Source organism: Paenibacillus sp. J22R67 (assembly GCF_059692175.1).
In genome coordinates this window covers 478,237-498,067 of record NZ_JCAUAX010000002.1, presented here as the reverse complement: position 1 = coordinate 498,067, position 19,831 = coordinate 478,237, and the positions used below count along the sequence as shown (strand labels likewise).

Here is a 19,831-nt window from a genome sequence, read left to right as displayed (position 1 = left end):
GAGGTGCGCAGCATGAAGGATAGATTTCCACTCATTACTGCCCATAGCGGCAGCATGAACACACTAGATCATACGCTGCATTCCGTGCAAATGGCACTTCAGAACGGTGCAGATGTCGTAGAGGAAGACATCAGAGTGACCAAAGATGGCATTCCAGTACTGGCTCATGATGATGAATGGATGACCATAGAAGGGGCCCAAATTTCCCTTTCACGATTGACTTATGGTGAATTGAAAGAGCTGCGGTTTGAAGTCACGCAAGGGGAACAACGGGAGATGATTCAAATCTGCAAGTTGGAAGACATACTTCCGCTTATCCAAGTATCAGGTAAAAAGGTGAACTTGGATTTGAAGGTAGATGAAAGCATTGAACCGACGGCAGCGTTAGTGAAAAAATACGGGATGTTGGATCAAGCTTATTTATCCGGGTGTGAGGCAGATCGTGCGCTGATGGCTCAGCAGTTGAACCCGGAAATGCGTAGACTGCTGAATACCAACCATAACCTGTTTCGAACACTTCCATATAGAGATGCTATGGTGCAAACGTGCGAAGAAGCTCGCGCAGCTTCTTGTTTTGGGATCAATTTTCACTATAGTATCGTTAATCAAGAACTAATGGATTATACAACTTCCTTAGATCTACCTGTTTATGTGTGGACTGTGAATGAAGAAGAGGTAATGCGCAAGTATGCCAGCCTAGGCGTTGCATCGATCACGACGCGAAATCTTGCCGCTTTAGTACAATTGAAGAGCAACTGGAGACCATAATACATGGATGATCAGAAACTCATCGCTCTGTTCCGAAATCTTACACGCAAGACAAAGTGGGAACAAAAAGAACAAATTGAGCTGCAATTCAACAATTATCACTCCCAAGGGATGGTTCGAATCGGCGACCTCTTTTATATGTCATCGGTTGAACTTATCGAATCGCCAAGGAGAATTGACGAGCCGAATCACCGTTATGATCGTACACCTGGCAAGGGGATCGGCCACTTATTCGTCTTTGATTACCAAGGGAAGCTTGTGAATGAGATATCGTTGGGTGAAGGTGAAATTTATCATCCTGGTGGTATTGATTATGATGGCACTCATATTTGGGTGCCTGTCGCTGAATATCGACCTCACAGCCAATCGATTGTTTACAAAGTAGATCCAATCACTTTGAGAGCAGAAGAATCGTTCCGAGTTCAGGATCATATCGGAGGAATAGTGCGTGAGGGCCAGAATGGAAAGCTAATCGGCAACAGCTGGGGTTCTCGCAAATTCTATGAATGGAATCTAGGTGGGCAGCACCTGCTTGAGAAAGATAATACGAGTCATTTTATCGACTATCAAGATGGTCATTATGTAGGTGACGGAAAAGTGATTCTGAGCGGTATCTCTGAGTTAGTCAATCCTGCTAGCAAAACCAAGCCTTACGAGTTGGGTGGATTAGCCTTGATCGATCTGAGGACGCTAAAGTCGATTCATGAAATACCTATGACTGAATTTTCTCCGCAAGGTCATGTGATTACCCGTAATCCGGTGTTCCTTGAGAGCGCTGGTGAAGAGATAAGACTTTATGCCGTTCCTGATGATAATAACGGGTCACTTCTCATATATGAAACATGTCCTATCCAAGTAACAAAATGAAGAAGCACTCATCAGGGTGCTTTTTTCATTTATCAATAGGATTTGCAATCTGGATTTCGCTTATGCGCTGTGAGCACAGGTATCTGAAATTGAGATGCTCAGTATCACGATTCTATATTATGCATGATGACCTTGATTATAGTATGATGAGTGGGCGGTTGAATATCAGAGAAAGAGAGGAGTTGAGAATCTATCTACTAAAAGGTAGAACGCGATGAGCAATCATAAAAATACCGCAGAAATTATTTTAGACACAGCCCAGTTCATAGTGCAGGAAGTCGGATTTAACGGATTCAGCTACGCACATATTGCAGAAAAAGTCGGGATACGTACGGCCAGCATTCATTATCATTTCCCTAACAAAGAGGATTTGGGAGAAGCGCTGATCACCCGGTATCACAAACATTCTATGACTGCAATTGCACAAATCGACGTCGAAACACCGAACAACTTAGAGAAATTGCGTAAATTCATTCTCATTTTCGATGGCCCAGTCCAGGATTACTGTACTTGCTTAAGTGTCATGCTTTCTACTGAATTGGCTACTTTGTCAGAGAAAGTACGTGACAGGTTAGCACAATTTTTCACCGCAAATTTAACATGGCTGGAACGCGTATTGGATCAGGGACGCCGGGAAGGGCATATTAACTTTGAAGGTGCCGCGAGTGTACAAGCCCATAAATTTCTGGCTTCTCTTCAAGGAGCACAATTACTGGCTAGAAGCTTTCGGGATAAAAGTAGGTTTGAAGTGATTGCCGAAGGTTTAATTGCGGGTCTAATCTAAAAAGAAATCATTTTTCTTTTAAATACTTACCTACCTTTTAATAGGTATATGGCACGAATGAACAAACACTTTCTACTAGGAGGCGTCAAGGATGATATATGAGCTGCGGATTTATGATGTTAATCCTGGCAAGATGAAGGTTATTTTAGATAGATTCAGGGATCATGTTATTCAATTATTTAGCAAACATGATATGAAAATAACGCTTTTCTGGGAAGATTTAGATGAATCAAGTAACCGACTCTATTATATTGTTGAACATGCCTCCATGGAGGAACGTAACCTGAATTATGATAGATTCCGCAACGATCCTGAGTGGATTGAAGTAAGACGACTCTCAGAACTTGATGGACCGCTTGTTAAGAAACAAGAAAGTATATTTATGAAAGATGTCCCATTTTTCGCAAACAAATAATCTAACTATGAATAGGAGCAAATAAAAATGAAAATTTTAGTTATCGTAACTCACCCGAACATCGAGGCATCCAATTGGAACAAATCATGGGTAAAAGAATTGCAAAAACATGACGATATCACGATCCATGAATTACACAAAGAGTACCCAGACGAAAATATCGATGTGGCTAGAGAGCAACAGCTGGTTGAGGCGCATGATCGAATTATTTTCCAATACCCGCTATATTGGTACAGCACACCGCCATTACTGAAAAAATGGTTTGACACTGTCTTGCTATACAACTGGGCATATGGACCTGAAGCAACGAAAACAGTGGGTAAAGAAGTTGGCTTTGCAATTTCGGCGTATGGAACGGAAGAGTCTTATCAAACAACCGGGTCCAACCGTTTTACAATCGAAGAAATTTTGACACCTATGCAGGCACTCACTCGCTTTATTAGTGGCACATATCTGCCTCACTTCGTTCTAAACGACACTTCCGACGTGACGGATGAAAGATTAGCACAAAGTAGCAAAGACTTCGTAAATCATATTAAAACTGTGAAACCAGCTGAGGTGTTGACGAAATGAATGAATTGCTGATTGACGTTTATATGGACACCAGTTGCCCTTGGTGCCGCATGGGAACGACTAGTCTGTTAACCGCTCTAAAGCAATTGCCAGAAGGTAAAAAGGCAACGGTTCGTTGGAATGCTTTTCAGATTAACCCTGGAATTCGTGCTGAGGGAGAAGATTATCGTCAGGTGATGATTGGCCGCTTAGGCGGGGTTCCTCAATTCGAAGCTAGAAAGAAGCAATATAACGATAACGGGAAAAATTTTGGACTTCAATATAATATGGATCTCGTTAAATATACGCCGAATACAGTGTTATCCCATCAGTTAATAGCGATAGCACCAGAGCACTTAAAAGTGCAATTAATTGAGAAAATATACACGGCTTATTTCGAAGAGGGCGTTAATATCGGCGATGTAAATGAGCTTGTGAAAATAGGAGCAGCCATCGGAGTCGGTGACGCCGCGGACCTGAAGGAACGCCTTACACAAGGTGAAGAGCTAGATAAAGTTGAATTAAGTCAAGCTACTGCGCAGAAACTCGGTGTCAGAGGGGTTCCATTCTTCGTTATTAATGAAGAAGTCAGCTTGTCTGGTCTGCAATCACCTGCTGACTTTGTGAAAATGTTTGAACAAATGTAAGTCCACTTGAGCTATCAACATCCAGAAAATCATAAAGGAGAATAACCAATGACGATACAAGGAAAAGTAGTAGTGATTACTGGCGGAAGCAGCGGTCTCGGGAAGGCTATGGCAATTGAGATGGTGAACCGTGGTGCGAAAGTCGTCATCAATGGGCGCCGCGAAGAGGCATTAGCTGAGGTCGCGAAAGAAATCGATCCAACAGGAAAAAACGTGAAGTTCGTAGCTGGTGATATTGCCGATCCTAAGGTCGCGCATCGTTTAATCGAAGAAGGATTAACTCACTTTGGACGCATCGATACACTTGTTAACAATGCAGGTATCTTCATGTCTAAACCGTTTACGGAGTATACGGAAGAGGATTTTGCAACGTATTTATCCACGAATGTCGTTGGCTTCTTCCATGTTACGCAGCGTGCGGTGACCGAGATGCTGAAACAAGGATCAGGACATATCGTGAATATTACGACAAGTCTGGTTGATCAACCGTCAGTGAACGTTCCTTCTGTACTTGCCTCGTTGACGAAGGGGGGCTTGAAGTCAGCTACCAAATCATTGGCTATCGAGTATGCGGCTAGTGGTATTCGCGTGAATGCCGTTTCGCCGGGTGTAATTAAAACACCTATGCACGCTGTAGAAACACATGAAGCGCTTGCTAGTTTACATCCGATTGGTCGTATGGGCGAGTCCCAAGACATCGTGGATGCCGTCTTGTATCTGGATTCTGCCAACTTCGTTACTGGTGAAATCCTTTATGTGGATGGTGGACAAAACGCAGGTACTAAGTAAATCAAGCCAATCTAATAGCAAATTAGAGATCTATTTTTAATAGGAATGGGGAGAATATCGATGCCGATCGTAAATATCCAAGTGACCCGTGAGGGCACTACGCCAGATCGTCAGTCTGTCACTGCAGAAGAGAAGGCCGCGCTTATTAAAGGGGTCAGTGAGGTCTTGCTCAACGTTTTGAACAAACCATTAGAATCTACTTTCGTTGTTATTGAAGAAGTTGACACCGATAATTGGGGTTGGGGTGGACTACCTGCCTTAGAATATCGCAAGAAACTTGCTGAGAAAACGAAGTCATAACTATAGTTGACTGTATATAGTATCCAAAACATCGCCAATGAAACCGGCGGTGTTTTTACTTTTCGAACATGACGTGTAAGATTTACAATAAATCAAATCCTTTTTTACACCGGGTGAACAAATACAAGCTAAGATATAGAAGATCACCCGAGAAATTGAAGGAGGACTATTCATTGAATATCAACACGTACGCATGGGAAAAAATGATGTCTCAAAATACAATGAAATATGATCAAGTTATGAAACCTGAAAAAATAAAAGTAGAAAATGAAACGAGCTTTTTCACTAAATTGCTGCCTAAAAGCATCATTGGTTAATGCAGTGAAAACTAGCATAATCGAATACATAATCCCCGAAGATTAACTTCGGGGATTTTTTGCCTAATTTTACCTCATTAGCAGGTGTATCCTGTAGAATGACGAATAGGTAACCCAAATACGAAGTTAGGTGGTGTCAGTATATGAAAGTTCTTGTTACCGGTGCCGCGGGCAATGGTGGTCAAGCTGTCTGCAGAGCCTTAATTCAAGCAGGTTATTCGGTTAGGATGGCAGACATTGTGCCTCCCAATGCGGATGATTTGAGAGAACACGAATTCGTTAGATGCGACACGAGATCCCCAGGTGATGTTCGATTAGCCGTACAAGGAATGGATGCTGTTGTTCATCTAGCAGCATGGCATTGCGCACATAATCCGCCTGTAAGTGATGAAACTATTTTTGCTGTGAATGTGGATGGTACATTTCATGTGATGGAAGCCTGTTGAAAGCTCGCGATGAACAAGGTATCGATGTAACCAACTTGAAGGTGCCTTCTGAAATTCCACCCATGTAATACCGTCGGAGAAAATAAAGAGACCGGGATCTTATGAAGCAAGAGGTCCCGGTCTTTCATTTAACCGATAACGGTGTCAATAAATTTTTCTAACGGAGAAACATCCGTCAAGTTCTTATTACACTCATGGCCATTCATACATAAATAGTTACCGACTGCTTTATAATAATCAGGCGTCGTGTGAGCTGGCCTTTTTTTGGAGATTGCCGTAAATAAAGCGAGTTCTTCATACCTATTGCATAAAAAGCAAAAGCTTTTCTTGTTAGTCGGGGTATATTTGCCCTCAATACCAACAAATTGCCCGTTTAGCTGATAAACAATGAATAGCTTATTCGTGGATATATCGATCCAGCTAAGATAGGTGACATATCGATAGTCTATGGCTAATAAATCAGGCAGCTTTAGTTTTTTATTTTTGGGGAATAGTTTCAGAATTTGCTTTGCACTAATTGGCGGGAATTCCACTAAATACGGCTCTAACGCCTTCAGATGTTTTTGAAAATCGTCTGCTGTCCGCAGTTTGAAAATGGTTTCCAGCATTTGTTTCTGGTTGTCTGTAACGTCTGGAAAAAGTTCAGAGATTTTCGATTCGGCGCTATATCTGACGGATTCCAACACTTTCGGATCTGCGTTCGTCCGTAGCGCATGCTCCAGAAGCCCTGCTTGTTTCTTAATAAAATTGAATTGATGATTTCTTATGAATGGTTCACACATATGGAACAGCCCCTTATTTTTTAATAGCAAAACCAATAAGGTGCAAAGCCAAATCGTGGAACCGATAGATGCTTTATTAGGCGATTTTCCTATTGCTCAATTCTCGCCCATGCAAAGTATCGCCTCCGAAACAGGCTTTGCATGAGACTGTGCCAATCTGGCAATCGTTTATTGCCATCGATACCAACTCCTTATAGCTGCGATAATGTCTATTATAAGAAAAACAGCCCAGTTAATCAAAGGAAAGTCCAGTATAATTAAAAATTACCCGATAAGGGACGAAGGAGCTGCCACTGGGCAGCTCCTTTTTTGAAATTATAGGTCATGGAGGGAACTAGAGTCCGCTATTTCTCTGAATAGGAACATTTTCAAGTGCAGGGGGAACTACGTTCCGCTATTTTGCTGATTCCACCTGAAAAACGGGTATGGGAGGACAAATAAGATCCTGTAGTTCCGATTGAGGAGGAAAAAGCTCGATTTCTCCAAAATAGTGGACTCTAGTTCCCTAAACAAACCCTTCGGATTATGGAGACCCCACAACTCCACCATAGTTCTATTGTGAGAGTTTGGAGGTGCTATTTTTGCTGCTTCCTTTTCAAAATTAATGGTTCACTTCCTATATTGATCAGTGGTAGTACAGATTTTGATGATGAGTTTGGGTTTTGATGATTTATTCTTTGTAAGGGTTTACATATGATGTGTCTATTGGCTTTCACGCTAGTTAGCATTGATGCCTAAGAGATCCATGAGTTCCATGATGAAGAAGGGGTGATGTAAATTTGAACAAGGTATTCAAAGTATCTTTGAAGCGGAAGATCAGCTTGGTGCTCGCAGCAGCTTTACTATTCTCGGGGCTGCCCACGGGTTTCTCCCAAGCCGATGCGATGGGTGAGGCGACGGGAACGCCTGGCGGCGTAGATGCCAATTTGTTGAAATTGTGGCTGAAAGCAGATCCATCGAGTATGACCCTCACCGGGAGTGGTGAAGTAACGAAATGGAAGGATAGCAGTCCGCAAGGCAACGATTTCATCAACGACGGGACGGTCGGTGACAAGAGTCCGCGAACGAAGCCGAAGTATGTGGCATCCAATCCAGCGCTAAATTTCCAGCCATCTGTACAATTCATCCGTTCAGGCAACGGAAGTCTCTTATTGGATAAAGACGGCTTGTTTGCTCAGAATGAACAGGTTGCACAGGCGAGTGCTTATGTCGTTGCAGGCGGGATTACGTTATCTACTCAGACATCGCAGATCTTCTATGAAAATTTACAAGGAACAGGAAGGTTCGGGGCTTATATTCCATTCTTTTCGAGTACTTCGCAAATCCTATGGGATTCGGGTTCGGTTACCTCTGGTAACCCACGCCTAACGACGGGATATCAGGTTCCGCCACTTTCGTACAACAGCTGGGGCTTCCAATATGAATCGCGTCCAACTGTATCTAATAGTGTCTATCAAGCTATTACATTAGATGGACAAACGATTGCCAAATCATCGCAGACTCGCCTCGCCATGGTTGGCAACGGAAGCAACCCGATGTCCCTCGGTTCAGCGGTCACCGGAGGATCTGGGTATGATGGACAAGTCGGCGAGATGATCGTTTTTGGTGAGACACTTAGTGACGTCCAGCAAGATCAAGTACAAACGTACATGGCTCTCAAATTTGGAACGCCGCTGAAAGGAAAGAACTATGTGTCGGCTGGATCGTCGCATCAGGTTGTATGGCCAGCAGCGGCTAATGCGGCATTTGGTAATTATGTAGCAGGGATTGCTCGAGATCAGCAAGGTGCATTGACTCATGAGTCAAGCCGAAGCAGTGAAGGCCCAGCAGCTTCCCAAGTCATTATTAGCGCTAAAGGAACTTTAGCAGATAAGCAGTACCTTCTCTGGGGAGATAACGGAAGTACCTCGCCATCGGTACCTTACGGGTCTGGTTTCAAGCAGTCGGCGCGGACGTGGAAGATCCAGAATACCGGCAATGTCGGGACTGTGCAAGTCGCTTTTCCAGAGGGGATGCTCCCGTTAGGGGGATTGCTGTTATCGAGTGCGAGCGGTGATTTCAGCGATGCGATACCACTGCCTTTGACTCCGGTGGAACTGCATGGAGGAACCTATTATGCGGCGGATACGGAGCTGCCAGACGGATCCTTCTTCACTTTTGCAGAGAAAATGCCGGAAATCCAGTTGACGAGCCTTGATGTTTGGGCGGGCAGCCAGGAGCTAGGGATGAATACACCATTTTCACCTTCCAAGATGGACGGATATGAGGTAATTGTCCCACAGGATGCCAATCCTGTCCGGTTAGAGATGCAAGCTGGCGTCGGCATTTCGACAACAGTGACTCTAACGAATAACAGTGGATCGAATCAACCAGTGGGTGATTTTGCAAATGTGCCGCTAGCACCTGGCTTGAATAAGATCAATATTCGTTTATCAAATGGCGATGCAACGAACACTTATACACTTCAAGCCTACAGGCTATCTGGCAAAGGAACGAACGGTCAAATACCGATGAACGCAAGCACGGTTACAGCCAGTTCCTATCAGCCGAACACAACGAATATTCCCGCGAATGTGGTGGACGGTACTTGGAATAATGATGTCCGCTGGTCGGCTTCGGGACAAGGCGAGTGGCTGCAGTTCGATTTGGGTCAACCAGAGAAGATCACTTATTTGAATATTGCTTTCTTGAATGCGCTCGACCGTCAAACTCACTTTGAGATCCTAGGTTCGAATCAAGCGGATTTCCAGAATCCGACCGTGCTGCTCCCTAAGCGGACAAGCCGTGTTCTTAAAGTCAGCGATGACATTATCCAGCCTTATGTGTTAAGTAACCCGGCATCTGTACGGTATTTGCGGCTGGTCGGCTATGGCAATACAGCTTCGGGAAGCTCGGGCAATTGGAATAGCATTACGGAAGTTGAACTTTACACAGGCACAGCGCCAAATGTAGAGGAGCCCACTACGCCTAGCGGACCGCCTCAGGCAGGCGATAGGCCGGTGGAGCCGCTTCCACCCGTTCAGGTGATAAAAGTCAATACTTCGGACCATTTGCAGGCTGCGCTGGATCAAGCTACTAAAGGTACGACGATCGAATTGCAAAATGGTACCTATCAACAAGCGGGTCCGTTCGTGATAAAAGATAAAAAGGGGACGGCTGCACTTCCGATACGGATTGTTGCTGCGGAGCAAGGCAAGGTAGTTATTGCCGGCGACAGCTACATGCATATCGAAAACTCCGAATATATCGAGGTTGAAGGGCTTACGTTTCACTCAGGCGGCGGGTCAGATCGTGGTGAGGATACGTTACGGAGCAGAGCAGTACCAGAAGACAGAATTGCCAGTTTGACTGGCCTGCATCCTGGTGTGCAATTGTACGATTCCAGCAATATCTCTATTTTGCGAAATACATTTGCTTTGGATGAAACAGGTCAGAAATTCCGCTTTACGAAGGTTGAGAACAACATCAGCAAGCAAATCTGGTGTGTCATCGGCGTGGAGAATAGCTGCCGTTATGGCACCAATTATGACCCAAATGGAGCCGTCTATACGGGAGAAACATCGCAAACGCCGAACTCTACGCTGCTCACGGACAGCGGGACTGACCGACATTATATTCGGGTTGAGGGGACTAGCAGTCACAACCGTATTGCGTATAATGATATTGGACCGAAAACCGGCTTTGGTGCCGTGATCACCTATGATGGCAAGGACGCGGTCTCGCAATACGATGTAATTGAATACAATCACTTTCATGATATCGGCCCGCGAGTGACTAATGGATTGGAAGCGATCCGTCTTGGGCTCTCCGGATTATCTTTGGCCCCCGGACATGTCACGGTTCAATACAATTTGTTCGACGGATTAAACGGTGAGGACGAAATCGTCTCGGTGAAGAGCAGTGACAATACGATCCGCTATAATACGGTCCTCAATTCTTACGGAGGGATGGTCGCCCGCCACGGTCATCGCAACAGCTTCTATGGCAATTTCATCATCGCAGATGGCAAGAAACCAGGTACTAGCGGTTTCCGCATTTATGGCAATGATCACAAAATCTATAATAATTACATGGAAGGACTTACCGATGATGCTGTTCAGCTGGATGGCGGAACGGAAGACGCTGGGCCGGATGGGGGCACGAATCCTGTTATTCGCTGGGGCACCGGGGAGAACGATTTCGCGGAGTTGAGGAGCCTGTCACCCGAGAGACAGCAGGAGTTGTTGCGCGGGCATTGGAGACAATACGATGTGCAGATTTATCATAATACATTTGTAAATATAAGTAATAAAGCATCGGCTGTAAAAATTGCACAACGCACGTTCCAGCCAACTGGAACACAAATTTATAATAATCTGATTTTCAGCAATGCAGGGACTATTTTCAATGAGACGAAAGATATTACAGACGCAGGCCGACCAACTTATGTCGGCAATATGACCGATGGGCTCGCTGCGGTAGCAGCGAATGCAACCGTTGTAAGTGCCACTTACAAAGGCGATTTGAAGCTGGTACGCAGCAGCGACGGATTAATCCGATTATCGCCGTTAAGCCCAGCGGTTGATGCAGCTAGAGGTGCTTACATGGCTTCAGATGACATGGACGGTCAAAGACGGATACATACCGCTGATGTTGGCAGCGATGAGTACGAACCGGCCAGCGAAATGGTGCTTCGTCCGCTTACTGCTGCTGACGTCGGGCCTGCGGCTGGGCGGAACCTGCCAACAGAAGAGGGGACGCCGGATTTAAGCAGCCTTCAAATTAGCACAAACCTGACATTCACGCCGGCGTTCCGTTCGGATGTCACTTATTACACGGTCATGCTCCCTATGGGAATGAACAGCTTGAACATTACACCAACATCGGCAAGTCAGTTGGCTGAAATTCAAGTGAGTGTTGACGGCTCTATGCGGCAAACAGTTCGCAGCGGAAGCGAGAGCGGATCGCTTACAATTGCCGGTACCGGCAGTGTTTTGCTGATAGATGTGTTGTTGCCTTCAGGTGCTCATAAAACTTATAGCATATTCGTGCAACGACCATCAGTCAGCGGTTCATCTTCGGGGAACTCCTCGTACGGCGATAGTACGGGACCTGCGCCAACGCCTGTGCCTTTGCCGAATCCAGTACCAGAACCGATCAACCCGTTGCCTTCGAATCCAGCAACAAGTGCACCGCCGCAGGAATCCTTTGCGGATGTGTCGAAACATTGGGCAGCGGATGCAATCTCCCAAGCCGCTATCAAAGGCATCGTGAACGGCTACTCGGATGGGAGCTTCAAGCCTGACGAACCGATGACAAGATTGCAATTTGCTGCAATGCTGGTTCGTGCTCTAGGCTTAAAGGCTCAGCCATCGAAACGGACATTCACCGATCAGTCGGATATTCCAGGATGGGCGGAGGGAGAACTAGGCGCAGCATTGGAAGCTGGAATTCTCAAGGGGTATGAAGACGAGTCATTACGCCCCAATGCCTTCATTAACCGGACAGAAATGGTTGTTATGTTAATAAGGGCCTACTCACCAAAAGGAGACATGTCAGTCCCAACCACATTTAGTGACAGTTCTCAGATTCCAGACTGGGCAGTAACAGCGGTTTCGCAAGCGGTCTTCTTAGGGCTTATAAACGGTCGAGAGAATCAAACCTTCGCTCCGTTTGTTACAGCGACAAGGGCGGAAGCTGTTACAATCGTCATGCGGATGTTGGATCGAAAGTAGTTTCTGCTTATAAACGGCACATGGTATGCAGCAGATTTGGCCTCCCGGAATTCCGGGGCTGATCTGCTGCATTTGGTGCTTTATACATTTGAATGAAAAGGAGCATGGGATCATGAAAGGTATTTGCCAACTAAACAAAGAGAATTGGGGCAATGATTTGGATTTGAAAGCGATTGTCCAAGAGGCTGAAGCTGCATTGATTTCTCTGAGTGTACATATCACAGAAGCGAGAGCTTCGCAGAGCCCCGGGAGTGCGCACGATTATTATTCAAATGGCGATTACTGGTGGCCGAATCCTCACACACCAGATGGGCTGCCGTATATTCGCCGGGATGGTGAAAGCAATCCGGATAATTTCCATGAACATCGGACCCTGCTAAGACGGATGCGGACTTTGGTCGCCTATTTGACTTCCGCTTACCGCATAACGGGAGAGCAGCGGTATGCATCGAAGGCGGTACAGCTGTTAGACGCATTTTTTCTAAACGAGAACACACGAATGAATCCTCATCTGCTGTATGCTCAGGCGATACCTGGGGTATGCAATGGACGAGGGATCGGGGTCATCGATACTCTGCATTTGATTGATGTGGCGGCGGCTGTTCATATGCTAAAAAGTGAAAACACCTCCTTGCCGGATCAAGAGGTTCTTCATAAGGTCACCTTATGGTTCGCTGACTATTTGCAATGGATGAACGAGCATCCGCAAGGGGTGGAGGAAAGAAACGAACCCAACAACCACGGGATCTGCTGGTTCGTTCAGGCTGCTGCGTTCGCGAAGTTGACCGCTCATCATGCATTGCTGGATTGGTGCAGAAAAGAATACAAAAGCCGATTGCTCGTGGAACAAATGAATGCGGATGGTAGTTTTCCAAAGGAATTGTCTCGTACGAAGCCATATGCCTATTCTCTGTTCACGTTGGATAATTTTGTGACGCTTACTCATATCCTCTCCACGCCGGAAGATAACCTATGGGAGTTTCAGCTTTCAGATGGCCGAGGTGTTCGGAAAGGAATCCATTTTCTCTTGCCCTATCTGGAAAATAAACAAATGTGGCCCTATGGAGCTGATGTAGAATACGATGAGGATTGGCCGGTCGCGATGTCGTTCTTATTGTTTGCTGGGCTTGCTTATGGTTCTGAAAGGCTGCTTGCTTTATGGAGAACACTGGATCAAAACCCACAGCAAGCAGAAGTCAGACGAAATATGGCAATTCGGCAACCGCTGCTTTGGCTATGAGTTGATATAACGACAAGACGGGTCCACCTATTTTCGATATAATAAATGAAAGCAGTTACATCATGGCGATAAGGGGTTAGTGCTAATGAAGTTTAATCGGATCCGGTTCAATAAACGCAGTGTCATCGTTACTTGGCTTACTTCTTATATTTCGGTTCTTCTCGTTCCGATTATCATTAGCGGAATTTTATATGCGGCTTCCTGGCATGTGGTCGAATCGGAGGTGAATCGCGCCAACAATAACGCACTGAAGCAGATGGAATTGGCGATCGACAACAGCCTTGGCGGTATTGAGCGATTGAGTTTGGAAATTTCGCTCAATAAACAAGTGAACGCTTTTATCAATACTTCACAACCGCTTACGGATAACGATTACTACGATTTAGTCACGATCTCCAATGATTTGCGGGTCTACCAGACTGCTAATGAGTTCATTGAACAAATCTATCTGTATTACAAAAATAGCGATACGGTGATATCCACACGTAATCGGACAGATAGCCGCCAGCTATTTCAAATGTTGGACGGCCAAACTCTTAAGGGCTATGAGGCGTGGAAGACCTATTTGGATAAACGTTACATCCAGGAATATACACCGGTTACGATAACGGAAGATGACAATGCGTATAAAGCCGTTCTGTTTGCCAAATCCGTTACGTTGGCGAATCGGGATCAGCCTGGAGCGGTGCTCCTGTTTGTCATGAAAGATTCCAAGCTTCTCGCCAATCTTCCGCCATCCGAAGCGACATCTGTCGCTGTACTCGATAAAGAGAATCGGCTAGTTGCTTCCAGCGGACTTGCGCAAAGTCCTGACTTTCTCACCTATGACAAGTTCACGGGTGAAAACGGACTTTTTTACGGCGATGTAGCTGACGAACAAGTCGCTATATCGTATACGACCTCGGCTAGGACAGGATGGAAATACATATCCATGATTCCTGCCGAGCGCTTCGACGATAAGATGAAGTACATGAAAAGTTTAGTGTATGCGAGCATTATTCTTAGCCTTCTTCTAGGAGGGTTGATAACGTTCTTGTTCCTGCGTAAAAATTACAATCCGATTCATCTGCTCATTCGAAGTTTCTCGATGAAAGCGGGGATATCGTTTGCGGAGGGGACGAACGAGTATGGCTTTTTGCAAGATGCGCTCAACAATACTTTTGCGGAAAAAGAACAGGTTGATCGCCGGCTGCACCAGCATCGTGACGCCATTCGCTCCCATTTCTTGCAAGGGATGCTGAAGGGGAACCTGGAACAGGACATTCCCGTGCATGAATCGCTTTCTGCTCACGATATACGGTTGGATTCCCCGCATTTTGCCGTGCTTTTGTTCCATATTGATCATTTCGGCAAATTTCAGGAAGATGTAGCGATAGATCCGCAGAAAGTAAAATTGATGCAGTTCATTCTGATGAATGTAGTCGAAGAAGTGATTGGCCTTCAGAACAGAGGCTTCACGACGGAAATTGACGATATGCAAGCATGTATTTTTAATTTTGGCGCTCAAGAACCCGATACGGATGAGCTGCAGCGAGTTGCTGAGTCAGTGAAATTATTCCTTCTTGATCATTTTCATGTGCATTTGACGGTGTCGATCAGCTCTATCCATGAAGATTTGTTTGGTATTGCCGAGGCGTATCAAGAGGCTCTTTCAGCAATGGCTTATCGACTTGTTAAAGGAAGCGGAGCCATCATTCGTTACGATGAATTACCGAGCACCGAGGCTGTCCGGCAGGCCGGGAATTACTATTATCCGCTGCATGTCGAGCAGCAATTGATTAATTTCGTCAAGACAGGTGATTATGAGAAGTCGAGCTCGATCATTGAGCAAATTATTGAAACAAATGTATCCAATTCCGTTTTGTCAGTGTCACTGGGCAAATGTCTGATGTTCGATCTTGCCAGTACGATGCTGAAAACTATGAATGAGATCGGTTCGCAAGGTAATAAAAAGTCCTTCATGGATCAATTTAACCCTGTAGAACGGTTATCCGAATGTGAAACAATCAAAGAAATGAAAAGGGAAATTCTCTCGATCCTCGAACAGGTCTGCCAGTCCATTCAAGCTGACCGCAAACAGGAGTACAGTCCACTTGGCGAGCTTGTTAGTGCTTATGTTAAGGCCAACTATGCCGAAGAAAACTTGAATATTTCAATGATCGGAGAGAAGTTCGGCATCACACCTTCCTATTTATCCAAGCAATTTAAAGCTCAAACCGGTGACGCGCTGCTAGATTTCATAAGCCGGACACGTTTGGAAGAGGCCAAAAAGCTGCTAATCGAACAACCCCTGTCCATTATGGAGATTGCGCGGAAGGTCGGGTATAACGATATCAATACCTTTAACCGGACGTTTAAGAAATTCGAGGGCATTACGCCAGGTAAATACAAGGAACTGAAACCATTGTGATCTGATTTGTGGAAGTCGTACAAGCTTGCTTGCGCGGCTTTTCATTTTTTGCATAGCTATTTTGAATTCTGATGATTGTATTTTACGGATTTTAAAGGGGCATTTGCAGTTTTGACGATATTCAAATCGGCGGTTTACCATCCATACTTAAGGCATGGTGCTGTGAGACGAGAATTTGCACTAGATCATACGAGGGGGATTACCTATGAGGAAACATTCCAAAAGAAAGTCAATTAGTCTGGCGCTAAGCGTTGTTGTAGCATCCAGCATGTTCGTCGCGTGTTCGAAAGTGAATACAGGAGCGCCAAGTGAAACGGGAGCTGCTAAGACGACAGCAACACCTTCCAGCGCAGCAGGCCAATACCCGATTACAACACAGGAAACGTTAACATCCTGGGAACAGATCGACACGAATCTGGCGTCATTCGTCCCCAACTTGGCTGAATCGCCGTTCGGTAAGCGTTTGGAGAGCGAAACAGGCGTTAAAGTTAAGTATACGCACCCGGCAGACGGTCAGTCGAAGGATCAATTCAACCTGCTGATCGCTTCGAACAATTTGCCGGATGTGATTGAATATAATTGGGGCGGTGGCGGAGCGGCAGCGTATCCGGGAGGACCTGAGAAAGCCATTACAGACAAGGTCATTCTTCCTCTGAACGATTTAATCGATAAAAGTGCGCCAAATTTAAAGAAATTGCTTCAGCAGGACAAAGAGCTGGACAAAATGATCAAGACGGACAATGGCACTTATTACGCATTCCCTATGATTCGACCCGACAATGGATTAGTTTTCAGGGGACCGATGATCCGCAAAGACTGGTTGGATGAGCTGAACCTTCAAGTGCCTACAACGATCGACGAGTGGTATACGGTACTCAAGGCTTTCAAAGAGAAAAAAGGGGCAACAGCGCCGTTTTCAGCTCAGTACAGCAATGAATTGAATATCCAAGATGCCTTCATTGGTGCTTTTAAAACAGCAAATCGCTTCTATATCGACGATCAGGGCAAAGTGAAATATGGGCCTACAGATCCTCAATTCAAGGATGCACTGGCATTGCTGCACAAATGGTATGCCGAAGGCTTGCTGGATAAAGACTTTGCGCTTAACACAGACTCCAAATCGCTGGATACCAAATTGATGAGTGATGCCTCTGGTGCAACTGTTGGCTTATTAAGCGGAGGTATGGGCAGATGGATGGATACCGGTAAGAAGAAAAATCCGAAATTCCAACTCGTTGCGGCTCCATATCCTACGTTGAATAAAGGCGAACGCGCTTTCATCGGTCAACGTGACTTCAAATACAATCCTGCAGCAAGTAAAGCGGTTTCGGGTGATTCCAAACATGCGGAGCTGGCAGTCAAATGGATGGATTACGCGTATAGCCCAAAAGGCAGCATGCTCTTCAACTTCGGTATTGAAGGCGAAAGTTACGCCTTGGATAATGGTGTACCTAAATTTTCCGAAAAAATCACGAAAGATCCTAAATATAACCTGCAGCAAATGGTTTCCCAGTACACGAAGCCGAATGGTCCATTCCTAGGTGATAGCCGGAAAAGTTTCAATACGTTCAAGGAACAAGATGAAGCAATCAAAATTTGGGAACAAACGGACGCTGTCAAGCATGTGATGCCGCTTTTCTTGACGCCGACAGCCGAGGAAAGCAAAGAATTGGCCAAATTAAATACAGCCATTACGAGCTACAAAGAAGAGATGTTTGTTAAATTTGTGATGGGTAAAGAGCCGATCGACAAATTCGATGACTATGTGAAACGGATTAAAGAGATGGGGATCGACAAGGTAACCCAAATCTATCAAGGCGCGCTAGATCGATACAATAAGCGATAATGAATCTGCGGCGATTCTAACGGAGGAAAGGACGTTCCGTTCCGACCCTCCGTAGAATAGCGCCATGGATGGAGAGGGTGATGCTATGAACACCATGATTTCCAAGACCAAGCCGATGACAACCCTTGGAGAAAAAAGGAAATTGAACTTTGGAATTTTTCTGGATATTCGCAAAAACAAACTGCTCTATGTCATGCTGCTTCCTGTTCTGCTCTATTATGTTGTGTTTCACTATGCGCCCATGTATGGCGCCATCATCGCATTCAAGGATTTCTCTCCGAGACTTGGCATTTGGGGGAGTGATTGGGTCGGATTCGAGCATTTCCGTGAATTCTTTACAGGTCCTTACTTTTGGAGAACCATCAAGAATACGGTTTTGATCAGTTTCTATCAATTGTTATTTGGATTCCCGGCGCCCATTGTCTTAGCGCTTTTGCTGAACGAATTGAAGCATGCTTTGTTTAAAAGAACCGTGCAAACGATAACGTACATGCCGCATTTTATCTCCTTAATCGTCATTTGCGGGATTCTCAAAGACTTCACATCTAGTGAAGGTGTGATCAACGACGTTGTCGCTTTCTTCGGCGGAGAGCGGTTGACGTTCTTGCTCGAACCCAGCTTGTTCCGTACCGTCTATGTATCTTCAGGCATCTGGCAAAATATCGGTTGGGGGACGATCATCTTCCTGGCTGCTTTAACCGGAATCGACCAAGAGCAGTACGAAGCTGCCAGAATCGACGGCGCAGGCCGATGGAAGCAAATGACACATGTCACACTGCCGGGACTTATGCCAACGATCATTATTCTACTTATTCTCGATATTGGCCGGATGATGAATGTCGGCTTTGAGAAAATTATTCTATTGTATAATCCAGGTACTTATGAAACAGCGGACGTTATTTCCTCTTACGTCTATCGCGTTGGTCTGCAAGATTTTAACTATAGTTTCAGTTCAGCGGTGGGCTTGTTTAACTCGGTCATTAATTTTGTCCTGCTCATTTCATCCAACTGGTTAAGCCGCAAATTTAACGATACGAGCTTGTGGTAAAAAGGAGAGAGAGATATCATGCTGAACAAAGTGAGCGTCTCTGAGAGATGTTTTGACTATATTAATACGGTGCTGTTGCTCCTGCTGATGGTGCTTACCGTATACCCGCTGCTTTATGTAGCGTTTGCTTCAGTCAGTGATGCCGGAAGCCTGATGGGGCACAAAGGGATCTTATGGCGTCCCATCGGCTTCTCGCTTGATGCCTATACGAGTGTCTTCCGCAATCCGATGATTTTGAAAGGTTATGGAAACACATTATTTGTCGTACTCATGGGCTTGGCACTTAATATTACTCTGACCGCATTCGGAGCGTATGCTCTCTCGCGTAAGAGCTTACAGTATCGCAAGCCGCTTATGTTGTTTATCATCTTTACCATGTTCTTTAGCGGAGGGTTGATTCCTCTCTACTTAACGGTCAAAGGAGTGGGACTCGTTGATTCCTTGTGGGCGCTTATCATTCCGCAGGCTGTTAACACATTTAACTTGATTCTGATGAAGACCGCATTCGAAGCCATTCCAGATGCGCTTGAGGAGTCGGCCAAAATGGACGGAGCGAATGATTTCGTCATTTTATTCCGAATTGTGCTGCCACTTTCCATGCCCGTGATTGCCGTGATGCTGTTGTACTACGGTGTGAGCCATTGGAACTCCTGGTTTAATGCGATGATTTTTCTGCAGGAACGTTCGCTCTATCCGCTGCAATTAGTGCTCCGGGAAATCCTGCTGCAAGGGGAAGCCAATGCGAATACAGGCGCTTCAGATGGGGATGCGGCTATGCTTGCCGCTACATTGAAGTATGCGACGATTATTGTTGCAACAGTTCCGATTTTGTTCGTTTATCCATTTTTGCAGAAATATTTTGTCAAAGGTGCTCTAATTGGTGCCATCAAAGGATAAGGGAGGAAA

17 protein-coding genes are annotated in these 19,831 nt (G+C 45.3%); 16 read left to right on the top strand and 1 reads right to left on the bottom strand.

What is annotated here, in order from left to right; all coding sequences use genetic code 11:
• The first annotated feature begins 12 nt into the window (after nt 1-12).
• The 10 genes from AC58VC_RS08340 (at nt 13) to AC58VC_RS08295 (ending at nt 5,885) form a co-directional block, all read left to right on the top strand.
• Entirely contained in the window at nt 13-768 is a 756-nt protein-coding gene (locus AC58VC_RS08340) for a glycerophosphodiester phosphodiesterase (protein WP_497368370.1), read from the top strand.
• 3 nt (nt 769-771) lie between these two features.
• Entirely contained in the window at nt 772-1,635 is an 864-nt protein-coding gene (locus AC58VC_RS08335) for a DUF6454 family protein (protein ID WP_497368369.1), read from the top strand.
• Between the two features lie 214 nt (nt 1,636-1,849).
• A complete protein-coding gene (locus tag AC58VC_RS08330) occupies nt 1,850-2,419 on the top strand; it encodes a TetR/AcrR family transcriptional regulator (RefSeq protein WP_497368368.1) in 570 nt (189 codons plus the stop codon).
• A 91-nt stretch (nt 2,420-2,510) separates the two neighbouring features.
• Complete coding sequence (locus AC58VC_RS08325) at nt 2,511-2,834, top strand: NIPSNAP family protein (protein WP_497368367.1); 324 nt, start codon at nt 2,511-2,513, stop codon at nt 2,832-2,834.
• Between the two features lie 27 nt (nt 2,835-2,861).
• A complete protein-coding gene (locus AC58VC_RS08320; protein WP_497368366.1) occupies nt 2,862-3,407 on the top strand; it encodes an NAD(P)H-dependent oxidoreductase in 546 nt (181 codons plus the stop codon).
• Nucleotides 3,404-4,033, top strand: coding sequence for a DsbA family oxidoreductase (locus AC58VC_RS08315; RefSeq protein WP_497368365.1), 630 nt, complete (start codon nt 3,404-3,406; stop codon nt 4,031-4,033). The genes AC58VC_RS08320 and AC58VC_RS08315 overlap by 4 nt, the downstream gene beginning before the upstream one ends.
• A 48-nt stretch (nt 4,034-4,081) precedes the next feature.
• Nucleotides 4,082-4,822, top strand: coding sequence for an SDR family NAD(P)-dependent oxidoreductase (locus tag AC58VC_RS08310; RefSeq protein WP_497368364.1), 741 nt, complete (start codon nt 4,082-4,084; stop codon nt 4,820-4,822).
• 60 nt (nt 4,823-4,882) lie between these two features.
• Complete coding sequence (locus tag AC58VC_RS08305; protein WP_145656181.1) at nt 4,883-5,122, top strand: tautomerase family protein; 240 nt, start codon at nt 4,883-4,885, stop codon at nt 5,120-5,122.
• A 173-nt stretch (nt 5,123-5,295) separates the two neighbouring features.
• Nucleotides 5,296-5,439 (top strand): hypothetical protein, encoded by a 144-nt coding sequence (locus AC58VC_RS08300; protein ID WP_497368363.1) that lies wholly within the window; start codon nt 5,296-5,298, stop codon nt 5,437-5,439.
• A 143-nt stretch (nt 5,440-5,582) separates the two neighbouring features.
• The gene (locus AC58VC_RS08295; protein ID WP_497368362.1) at nt 5,583-5,885 is read left to right on the top strand and encodes an NAD-dependent epimerase/dehydratase family protein; all 303 of its coding nucleotides are present in this window, start codon (nt 5,583-5,585) and stop codon (nt 5,883-5,885) included.
• 128 nt (nt 5,886-6,013) lie between these two features.
• Here the strand turns inward: AC58VC_RS08295 and AC58VC_RS08290 are convergent, their stop codons facing one another.
• Nucleotides 6,014-6,667, bottom strand: coding sequence for a FusB/FusC family EF-G-binding protein (locus AC58VC_RS08290; protein WP_497368361.1), 654 nt, complete (start codon nt 6,665-6,667; stop codon nt 6,014-6,016).
• 779 nt (nt 6,668-7,446) lie between these two features.
• Here AC58VC_RS08290 and AC58VC_RS08285 point away from each other — a divergent pair.
• The 6 genes from AC58VC_RS08285 (at nt 7,447) to AC58VC_RS08260 (ending at nt 19,822) form a co-directional block, all read left to right on the top strand.
• Entirely contained in the window at nt 7,447-12,381 is a 4,935-nt protein-coding gene (locus AC58VC_RS08285) for a chondroitinase-B domain-containing protein (RefSeq protein ID WP_497368360.1), read from the top strand.
• A 112-nt stretch (nt 12,382-12,493) separates the two neighbouring features.
• The gene (locus AC58VC_RS08280) at nt 12,494-13,621 is read left to right on the top strand and encodes an alginate lyase family protein (RefSeq protein WP_497368359.1); all 1,128 of its coding nucleotides are present in this window, start codon (nt 12,494-12,496) and stop codon (nt 13,619-13,621) included.
• Between the two features lie 85 nt (nt 13,622-13,706).
• Entirely contained in the window at nt 13,707-16,031 is a 2,325-nt protein-coding gene (locus AC58VC_RS08275; protein WP_497368358.1) for a helix-turn-helix domain-containing protein, read from the top strand.
• 205 nt (nt 16,032-16,236) lie between these two features.
• Nucleotides 16,237-17,877, top strand: coding sequence for an extracellular solute-binding protein (locus AC58VC_RS08270; RefSeq protein WP_497368357.1), 1,641 nt, complete (start codon nt 16,237-16,239; stop codon nt 17,875-17,877).
• Nucleotides 17,878-17,992: 115 nt separating this feature from the next.
• A complete protein-coding gene (locus AC58VC_RS08265; protein ID WP_497368997.1) occupies nt 17,993-18,925 on the top strand; it encodes an ABC transporter permease in 933 nt (310 codons plus the stop codon).
• A gap of 18 nt (nt 18,926-18,943) precedes the next feature.
• Nucleotides 18,944-19,822: a carbohydrate ABC transporter permease gene (locus AC58VC_RS08260; protein ID WP_497368356.1), complete on the top strand. Its 879-nt coding sequence runs from the start codon at nt 18,944-18,946 to the stop codon at nt 19,820-19,822.
• Nucleotides 19,823-19,831 lie beyond the last annotated feature (9 nt).

What these genes read in the sequence shown, in the direction of transcription:
- AC58VC_RS08340 (WP_497368370.1), top strand. Translation starts at nt 13, where the DNA reads ATGAAGGATAGATTTCCACTCATTACTGCCCATAGCGGCAGCATGAAC.
- AC58VC_RS08335 (WP_497368369.1), top strand. Translation starts at nt 772, where the DNA reads ATGGATGATCAGAAACTCATCGCTCTGTTCCGAAATCTTACACGCAAG.
- AC58VC_RS08330 (WP_497368368.1), top strand. Translation starts at nt 1,850, where the DNA reads ATGAGCAATCATAAAAATACCGCAGAAATTATTTTAGACACAGCCCAG.
- AC58VC_RS08325 (WP_497368367.1), top strand. Translation starts at nt 2,511, where the DNA reads ATGATATATGAGCTGCGGATTTATGATGTTAATCCTGGCAAGATGAAG.
- AC58VC_RS08320 (WP_497368366.1), top strand. Translation starts at nt 2,862, where the DNA reads ATGAAAATTTTAGTTATCGTAACTCACCCGAACATCGAGGCATCCAAT.
- AC58VC_RS08315 (WP_497368365.1), top strand. Translation starts at nt 3,404, where the DNA reads ATGAATGAATTGCTGATTGACGTTTATATGGACACCAGTTGCCCTTGG.
- AC58VC_RS08310 (WP_497368364.1), top strand. Translation starts at nt 4,082, where the DNA reads ATGACGATACAAGGAAAAGTAGTAGTGATTACTGGCGGAAGCAGCGGT.
- AC58VC_RS08305 (WP_145656181.1), top strand. Translation starts at nt 4,883, where the DNA reads ATGCCGATCGTAAATATCCAAGTGACCCGTGAGGGCACTACGCCAGAT.
- AC58VC_RS08295 (WP_497368362.1), top strand. Translation starts at nt 5,583, where the DNA reads ATGAAAGTTCTTGTTACCGGTGCCGCGGGCAATGGTGGTCAAGCTGTC.
- AC58VC_RS08290 (WP_497368361.1), bottom strand. Translation starts at nt 6,667, where the DNA reads ATGTGTGAACCATTCATAAGAAATCATCAATTCAATTTTATTAAGAAA.
- AC58VC_RS08280 (WP_497368359.1), top strand. Translation starts at nt 12,494, where the DNA reads ATGAAAGGTATTTGCCAACTAAACAAAGAGAATTGGGGCAATGATTTG.
- AC58VC_RS08275 (WP_497368358.1), top strand. Translation starts at nt 13,707, where the DNA reads ATGAAGTTTAATCGGATCCGGTTCAATAAACGCAGTGTCATCGTTACT.
- AC58VC_RS08270 (WP_497368357.1), top strand. Translation starts at nt 16,237, where the DNA reads ATGAGGAAACATTCCAAAAGAAAGTCAATTAGTCTGGCGCTAAGCGTT.
- AC58VC_RS08265 (WP_497368997.1), top strand. Translation starts at nt 17,993, where the DNA reads ATGACAACCCTTGGAGAAAAAAGGAAATTGAACTTTGGAATTTTTCTG.
- AC58VC_RS08260 (WP_497368356.1), top strand. Translation starts at nt 18,944, where the DNA reads ATGCTGAACAAAGTGAGCGTCTCTGAGAGATGTTTTGACTATATTAAT.